This is a genomic window from uncultured Thermus sp. (genome assembly GCF_938010445.1).
Lineage (GTDB): Bacteria > Deinococcota > Deinococci > Deinococcales > Thermaceae > Thermus > Thermus altitudinis.
The window spans coordinates 1-6,011 of sequence record NZ_CALLUR010000046.1; the positions used below are offsets into that span (position 1 = coordinate 1).

8 protein-coding genes and 1 tRNA gene are annotated in these 6,011 nt (G+C 64.9%); 2 read left to right on the forward strand and 7 right to left on the reverse strand.

Annotated features, from left to right (window positions below):
* On the forward strand, window positions 1-291 hold a 291-nt coding region (locus Q0693_RS02450), incomplete at its 5' end, for a tetratricopeptide repeat protein (RefSeq protein WP_298628922.1).
* On the opposite strand, the gene dusA is transcribed toward Q0693_RS02450, so the two are convergent.
* Genes dusA through Q0693_RS02475 form a run of 5 tightly spaced genes read right to left on the reverse strand, consistent with a single transcriptional unit; the run spans window position 178 to window position 4,001 of the window.
* Window positions 178-1,212, reverse strand: coding sequence for a tRNA dihydrouridine(20/20a) synthase DusA (gene dusA / locus Q0693_RS02455; protein ID WP_298628924.1), 1,035 nt, complete (start codon window positions 1,210-1,212; stop codon window positions 178-180). The two genes, Q0693_RS02450 and dusA, sit on opposite strands and share 114 nt — an antisense overlap.
* Window positions 1,205-2,224: a 4-hydroxy-3-methylbut-2-enyl diphosphate reductase gene (gene ispH / locus Q0693_RS02460; RefSeq protein WP_298628926.1), complete on the reverse strand. Its 1,020-nt coding sequence runs from the start codon at window positions 2,222-2,224 to the stop codon at window positions 1,205-1,207. Before ispH ends, dusA begins: the two co-directional genes overlap by 8 nt.
* Before the next feature lies 1 nt (window position 2,225).
* Window positions 2,226-2,822: a hypothetical protein gene (locus Q0693_RS02465; protein ID WP_298628928.1), complete on the reverse strand. Its 597-nt coding sequence runs from the start codon at window positions 2,820-2,822 to the stop codon at window positions 2,226-2,228.
* Window positions 2,810-3,001, reverse strand: coding sequence for a hypothetical protein (locus Q0693_RS02470; protein WP_298628929.1), 192 nt, complete (start codon window positions 2,999-3,001; stop codon window positions 2,810-2,812). Before Q0693_RS02470 ends, Q0693_RS02465 begins: the two co-directional genes overlap by 13 nt.
* Window positions 3,002-3,008: 7 nt before the next feature.
* Window positions 3,009-4,001, reverse strand: coding sequence for a polyprenyl synthetase family protein (locus Q0693_RS02475; protein WP_298628931.1), 993 nt, complete (start codon window positions 3,999-4,001; stop codon window positions 3,009-3,011).
* 17 nt (window positions 4,002-4,018) lie between these two features.
* Here Q0693_RS02475 and Q0693_RS02480 point away from each other — a divergent pair, with 17 nt between their 5' ends.
* Complete coding sequence (locus Q0693_RS02480; RefSeq protein ID WP_298628934.1) at window positions 4,019-4,849, forward strand: EamA family transporter; 831 nt, start codon at window positions 4,019-4,021, stop codon at window positions 4,847-4,849.
* Here Q0693_RS02480 and moaA read toward each other — a convergent pair.
* Together moaA and Q0693_RS02490 are read right to left on the reverse strand one after the other, a co-directional pair.
* On the reverse strand, window positions 4,827-5,804 hold the full coding sequence (gene moaA, locus Q0693_RS02485) for a GTP 3',8-cyclase MoaA (RefSeq protein WP_298628935.1): 978 nt from the start codon (window positions 5,802-5,804) through the stop codon (window positions 4,827-4,829). The genes Q0693_RS02480 and moaA overlap by 23 nt on opposite strands.
* A 93-nt stretch (window positions 5,805-5,897) precedes the next feature.
* Window positions 5,898-5,973: transfer RNA gene (locus tag Q0693_RS02490), tRNA-Gly, on the reverse strand.
* Window positions 5,974-6,011 lie beyond the last annotated feature (38 nt).

The following is a 6,011-nucleotide window of genomic DNA, read 5'->3' on the forward strand; positions in this document are numbered from 1 at the left end:
GAACGGGGGGAACTGGAGGCGGCTTTGGACCTTTACCAGCGGGCCTTGAAGCTGGCCCCGGAGGATCCCTTGGTTCATGAGAACCTGGCGGCCCTTTACAAGAAAAAGGGAGACCTGGACAGGATGGTGGCCCACATGAAGCGGGCCACCCGGCTCAAGATGCGCCCGCCTGGCCCCCTAGATCCCGTGACGGGAAAGCCCCAGCCCCGCCCGCTTCACCGCCGCATTCCCCTTTGGGTTTGGGTTTTCCTGCTCACCCTCCTGGCCTATTTTCTCCTGAAGAAGCCTTAGGGCTTGGTCCAGGGCTTCCAGGGAACGCCCTTCCGACAGGAGGCGCCGCCAAAGCCTTCCCCCTGGCTGCCCCCGGAAGAGGTTCAGCAGGTGCCTCAGCACCGCCCAAGGGGGGGTGCCCTTTTCCACCTCCTCCGCCAGATAGGCCCGCATGCCTTGCGCCACGCCCAGGCGGCTGGGCCTGTGGTCCAGGCCGTATACCTTTCGGTCCGCTTCCTGAAGCACAAAGGGGTCCTCGTAGACCGCCCGCCCCATCATCACCCCATCCACCTTGCCCAGATGGGGAAGGGCTTCCTCCAGGGTGCGCACCCCCCCGTTCAGGACGAAGGTGAGGTGGGGGAAATCCTCCTTGAGCCGGTGGACCCAGTCGTGGCGCAAGGGGGGAACCTGCCGGTTCTTCCGGGGGGAGAGCCCCAGCAAGGCGCTACGGGCATGGACGATGAACACCCTTACCCCCGTTTCCGCATAGCGTTCCACCCAACGGGCCAGGAGGGGATAGCGCTCCCCCTCCACCCCCAGGCGGAGCTTCACCGTGACGGGGATGGCCACCGCCTCCACCATGGCCCTGAGGATCTCGGCCACCCGCAGGGGGTCCAGGAGGAGGCAGGCGCCAAACCCTCCCTCTTGGGCCTTCTCCGAGGGGCAGCCCAGGTTCAGGTTCACCTCGTCGTACCCCCAGGCCTGGCCTATTTGCGCCGCCTTCGCCAGGCTCTGGGGGTCCGAGCCCGCAAGCTGCAAGGCGATGGGGTGCTCCGCTGGGTGGAAGGCGAGAAGCCGCTCGGCCTTTCCCCGGAGCACCGCCTGGTCCACGGTCATTTCCGTGTAGAGCCGCACCCTGCGGCTTATCTGGCGAACCAGGTAGCGGAAGTGCCGGTCCGTCCGGTCCACCATGGGGGCCACGGAGAGGCGGTGGTCAGACACCCCTTAAGACCTCCTCCGGGGACAGGGGCCTGGGTTCGCGGAAGACGATGCCCTCCTCCTCGCCTTCCTCGATCACCTCGAGGCCCGGGTTCCGCTCCCTAAGGAGTGCCACCAGCTCCTGCACCAGGTCCTCAGGGGTGCTGGCGGCGGAGGTGATCCCCAGGCTATCGGCACCCTGAAGCCATTCCTCCCGGAGATCCCGGGCGCTTTCCAGGCGGTAGGCCCTGCCGGTGAGGCTTTGGGCCAGTTCCAAAAGGCGCATGCCGTTGGAGGAGTGGGGGCTGGTGAGCACCAGGAAGAGATCCACATGGGGGGCAATGCGCCGGACCGCCTCCTGGCGGTTCTGGGTGGCGTAGCAGAGGTCTTTTCTGGCGGGGACCACCAGTCTGGGGAAGCGCTTTTTTAGGATTTCTATGGTCTTAAGGGTGTCCTCCACGCTCAGGGTGGTCTGGGTGAGGACCACCACCCGCTCGGGGTCAGGTACCTCCACGGTGCGGGGATCAGCCAAGCGGGGGTCCTTGCCCACGTGGGTGTGCACCGCCACCAGGATGGTCCTCTCCGGGGCTTCCCCATAGGTGCCCTTCACCTCCTGATGGTCGGCGGAATCCCCCACCAGGAGGATCCAGTAGCCTTCCCGGGCGTAGCGCCTGGCCTCGGTGTGCACCTTGGTGACCAAGGGGCAGGTGGCGTCCAGGATATGGAAACCCATCTCCGCCGCCTTTTTGCGCACCGCGGGGGGGTGGCCGTGGGCGGAGAAGACCAGGGTTCCGGCCAAGGGTCTTTCTTGGCGAAGCCGTTCTATGTCGGCGAGGTTTTCCACGAAGTGCACCCCCTTGGCCTTAAGGCGTTCCACCACGGTGCGGTTGTGGACGATCTCGTGGTAGACCACCAGCTCCCCCGCTTCCTTCAGGGTCTCGGCCCAGCGCTCCACCGTCTGGATGGCCATGACCACCCCGGCGCAGAAACCCCTGGGCCGGGCCAGGTACACCCGCTTAAGCCCCATGCCCCCCATTCTAGGCCTCCTTCTCCTCTTCCTTTGTGGTTTGGGCCAGGGCCTTTTGGGCCATTTCCCGGGCGAAGGCGGTTCTGGCCCTTTCCAGGGCCTTCCTGGCGGTTTCCCGCCCCTTGCCCCCTGGGCGGAATCCCTCCTGGGCCAGGGCCAGGAGGGCCAAGGCGGTGGCGGGGAAGGGAAGGTTTTCCCTTTCCAGAAGCCCCAGGCCCCTCCCATAGTGGTGGAGGGCTTCCCGGTAGGCCCCCCTTAGGAGGCTCTGGCTCCCTTCCTGGAAGGCTCGGGCGGCCCTTAGAAGGCCATCCCCTTCCACCAGGGGTTCGCCCTCCTGGGCGGAGAGGTGGGCGGCCTCGAGGAGCCGCTCCAAGGCCAAACCCCGCTCTGCTTCCGGCAGAAGGGGGGAGTAATGGGCTTGGAACAGGGGGGCAAACCAGGAAAGCCGGAGGGGTTTTGCCAGACGAAAGGTCTCCCCGTGGGCCTCCACCCCTTCGCCCAGGGCCCTGAGCAGGGGAACCAGCCTAGGAAAGCGGGCCCGCACCTCTTCCCGCCTGGCCTCCCCCTTCAAGGCCAGAAAGAAGAGAAACCCTCCTACTCCCTCCACGCCTCTACTTCCTTGTAGTGGACCAAGGCGGCGAATAGGGGAGAGGGTCCATCGGCTACGGAAAACTTGACCTCCACCAGGACCACGTCCTCCGGAAGGTCTTCAACAAAGCGGTTGAGCCTTTCCTGGAGGATGTCGGGGTCGTTGGCGGTGATGACCTTAAAGCGCACGCCCTGCATGGCCCTATTATGCCCTGCGTTCCACCAAGGCGGTGAGGAGGGCTTGCAGGTGGGAGGCGGCATCCCGTCCGGGTAGTTGCTCCAGGTGGGGGATAAGGGCATCCAGGGCCTTGTGCGCTAGCCTCTTGGCCTCCTCCTTGGCCCAGGCCACCGCCCCCGAGGCCAAAAGCCGTTCCCAGAGCCACCGCACCTCGGCCTCGGGCTTGGCCTCCCGGGGGAGGCGCAAGAGGGCCTCGGCCCGGGTGCGTTCCTCGGGAGGCGCTTCCTGGAGGTAGCGGATTAGGATCAAGGTGCGCTTGCCCTCGTAGAGGTCCCCGGCCAGCTCCTTGCCGTAGGCCTCGTCCCCCTCCAGGTTGAGGACATCGTCCATGATCTGGAAGGCGATGCCCAGCTTCAACCCGGCTTCCTCGTAGAGGGAGGGAGGGGTTTGCCCGGCCAGCAGGGCCCCCAGCCGCAACGGGGCCACCGCGGTGTAGTAGGCGGCCTTGTGGGCCACCATGCGGAAGTAGTCCCCGGGGGAGAGGTCCAGGCGGCCGGAAAGGGTCCAGAGGAGGTCCAGGTGCTGGCCGTAGGCGGTGCGGCGCACCACCTGGTGGAACTCGGCCAGAACCGGAGGGGGCAGAATGCCGGCCTCGAGGCCCTGCACCAGAAGCCCCCACATCTCCCCGTGCAGGGCATCCCCCGCGTTCAAGGCCAGGGGCATGGGGTAGAGGCGGTGCAGGGCGGGTCTGCCCCGGCGTTCCTCGGAGCCGTCTTCTATGTCGTCGTGGATAAGCACCCAGTTCTGGAAAAGTTCCAAAGCAGCCCCTGCCCAAAGGCTGGCCTCGAGGGAAGCCCCGTGGGCCAGCCCCGCATAGACCACCAAAAGGCCCCGGAGCCTCTTGCCTCCCCGGGATGGGTACTCCTGAAGAAGGGCCTGGTAACCGGGATCGGAATGGGCCAGGTGGCCTAAGAGCCTTTCCTGAAGGGCATCCTTCACTTCCTGGGGGGAGGGCACCATGCTATACACTTTAGGCCATGCGCGGCTACGCCCTGGGCCTTTTTGCCCTCAACCTCCTCACCCTCCTTTGGGGCACCACCTTTGTGGTGGTGAAAGGGGCGGTGGGGGAGATGGCCCCAAGCCTTTTGGTCTTTCTCCGTTTTCTTCTGGCGAGCCTCTTCTTCCTGCCCTGGGCCTTCCGGCTGCCCAAGGGGATTTGGGGACCGGGGATGGAGCTGGCCTTCTGGCTTCTTTTGGGCTATGCCTCGCAGGCGGTCGGCCTCCTGTATACCTCGGCGAGCCGAAGCGCCTTTATTACGGCCCTCAACGTGGTACTGGTGCCTTTGATCCTGGGACTGGTGGGCCGCAGGCTGGGAGGGGTCTGGGTGGCCGCCCTTTTAGCCTTTTTGGGGGTAGGTTTCCTTTCCTACGATCCCCGGCAGCCTCCTCTGAACGTGGGGGACCTTTGGACCCTTCTCACCGCCCTCACCTACGCCCTTTACATCGTGCGCCTCGAGGTGCACGCCAAAACCTTTCCCTCCCTCCCCCTCACCGCGGTGCAGGTCTTGGGCACGGCCTTCCTGGCCCTGCCCTGGGCCCTTTGGGAAGGGGTGCGGTGGGAAGGGGTACCCTGGGGGGCGGTCTTCTACCTGGGGATGGTGGCCACGGCCCTCACCACCTGGCTGCAAACCTGGGGACAGAAGTACGTGCCCGCCCCCCAGGCGGCCATCCTCTACACCCTGGAACCCGTCTGGGCTACCCTTTTTGCTTTTATCCTCCTGGGTGAGCGGTTAGGGCTGTTAGGGGTTGTGGGGGCGCTTTTGGTAATCCTTGCCACCTTGCAGGCTATCCGCCGATCCCCAGCATGACCCGCTTCCTCAAGGTGGGGAGGGTGTTGCCGAAGGCGGGCTTGCGGTTGGTGGCGATCAGAATGGCATCCACCAAGGCCTCCACCGGCTCCTCGGCGGCGAAGGCCCAGGAGATATCCATCTCCAAATCGGTAAGGAGGCAGGGCCTTAGCTTTTTGTCGGAGGTGAGGCGAAGCCGGGAGCAGTTGGAGCAAAAGGGCTCGGTGACGGGGTTGATGAAGCCCAAGGTGCCCTGGGCCCCCGGGATCCGGTAGACCCGGGCTGGGGAGGTGGGGTCGTGGGGGACGGGTTCCAGGGGACCAAAGACTTCTTCTATCCGTGCCCGGATCTCCTTCCCCGACACGAAGCGGCGGCGGTACTCCTCGGGGTCGGAGTTGTCCAGGTGCATGTACTCTATGTAGCGCATGTGCAGGGGGCGGTCCAGGGAGAGCCGGGCCAAAGGCACCACCTCTTCCTCGTTCATTCCCCGGATGACCACGGCGTTCAGCTTCACCGGGTGAAGCCCAAGTTCTAGGGCAGTCTCTATGGCCTGCAACACCCGCTCCACCTTTCCTCCCCGGGTGATGCGGGTAAAGACCTCGGGGGTAATGGCATCCAAGGAGATGTTCACCCGGTTTAGGCCTGCTGCCACCAACTCCTTGCCCCGCTTGGCAAAGAGGAGGCCGTTGGTGGTGATGGCCACATCCTCAATGGTCTCCTTGCTCCGGGCTCGTTCAATCATCTGGGGAAGCTCCTTGCGCACCAAAGGTTCCCCGCCCGTAAAGCGCACGGCGGAGAGGCCTAGAAGGGAGGCGGCCTCGAGGAAATGGTCCACCTCCTCCACGGTGAGGGTTCCCGGGGGCTCGGCCATCTCGAGGCCTAAGGGATGGCAGTAAAGGCAGTGCAGGTTGCACCGGGGGGTAACGGAGATACGAAGGTCTTTGATAACACGCCCGTAGTTGTCCAGTAGCTTCATGCCCTTTCCCCCTTTGGGCCACCATACTACGCCCCGGGCTAGAGGGCAAGGGATAAAAAAACAAACCCCCAGGCATAAGCCTGGGGTTTGTGTTGGAGCGGGAGACGGGACTTGAACCCGCGACCCCGACCTTGGCAAGGTCGTGCTCTACCAACTGAGCTACTCCCGCGTAGCAAAAATCCCCCGCACCGACCTACTCTCCCAGGA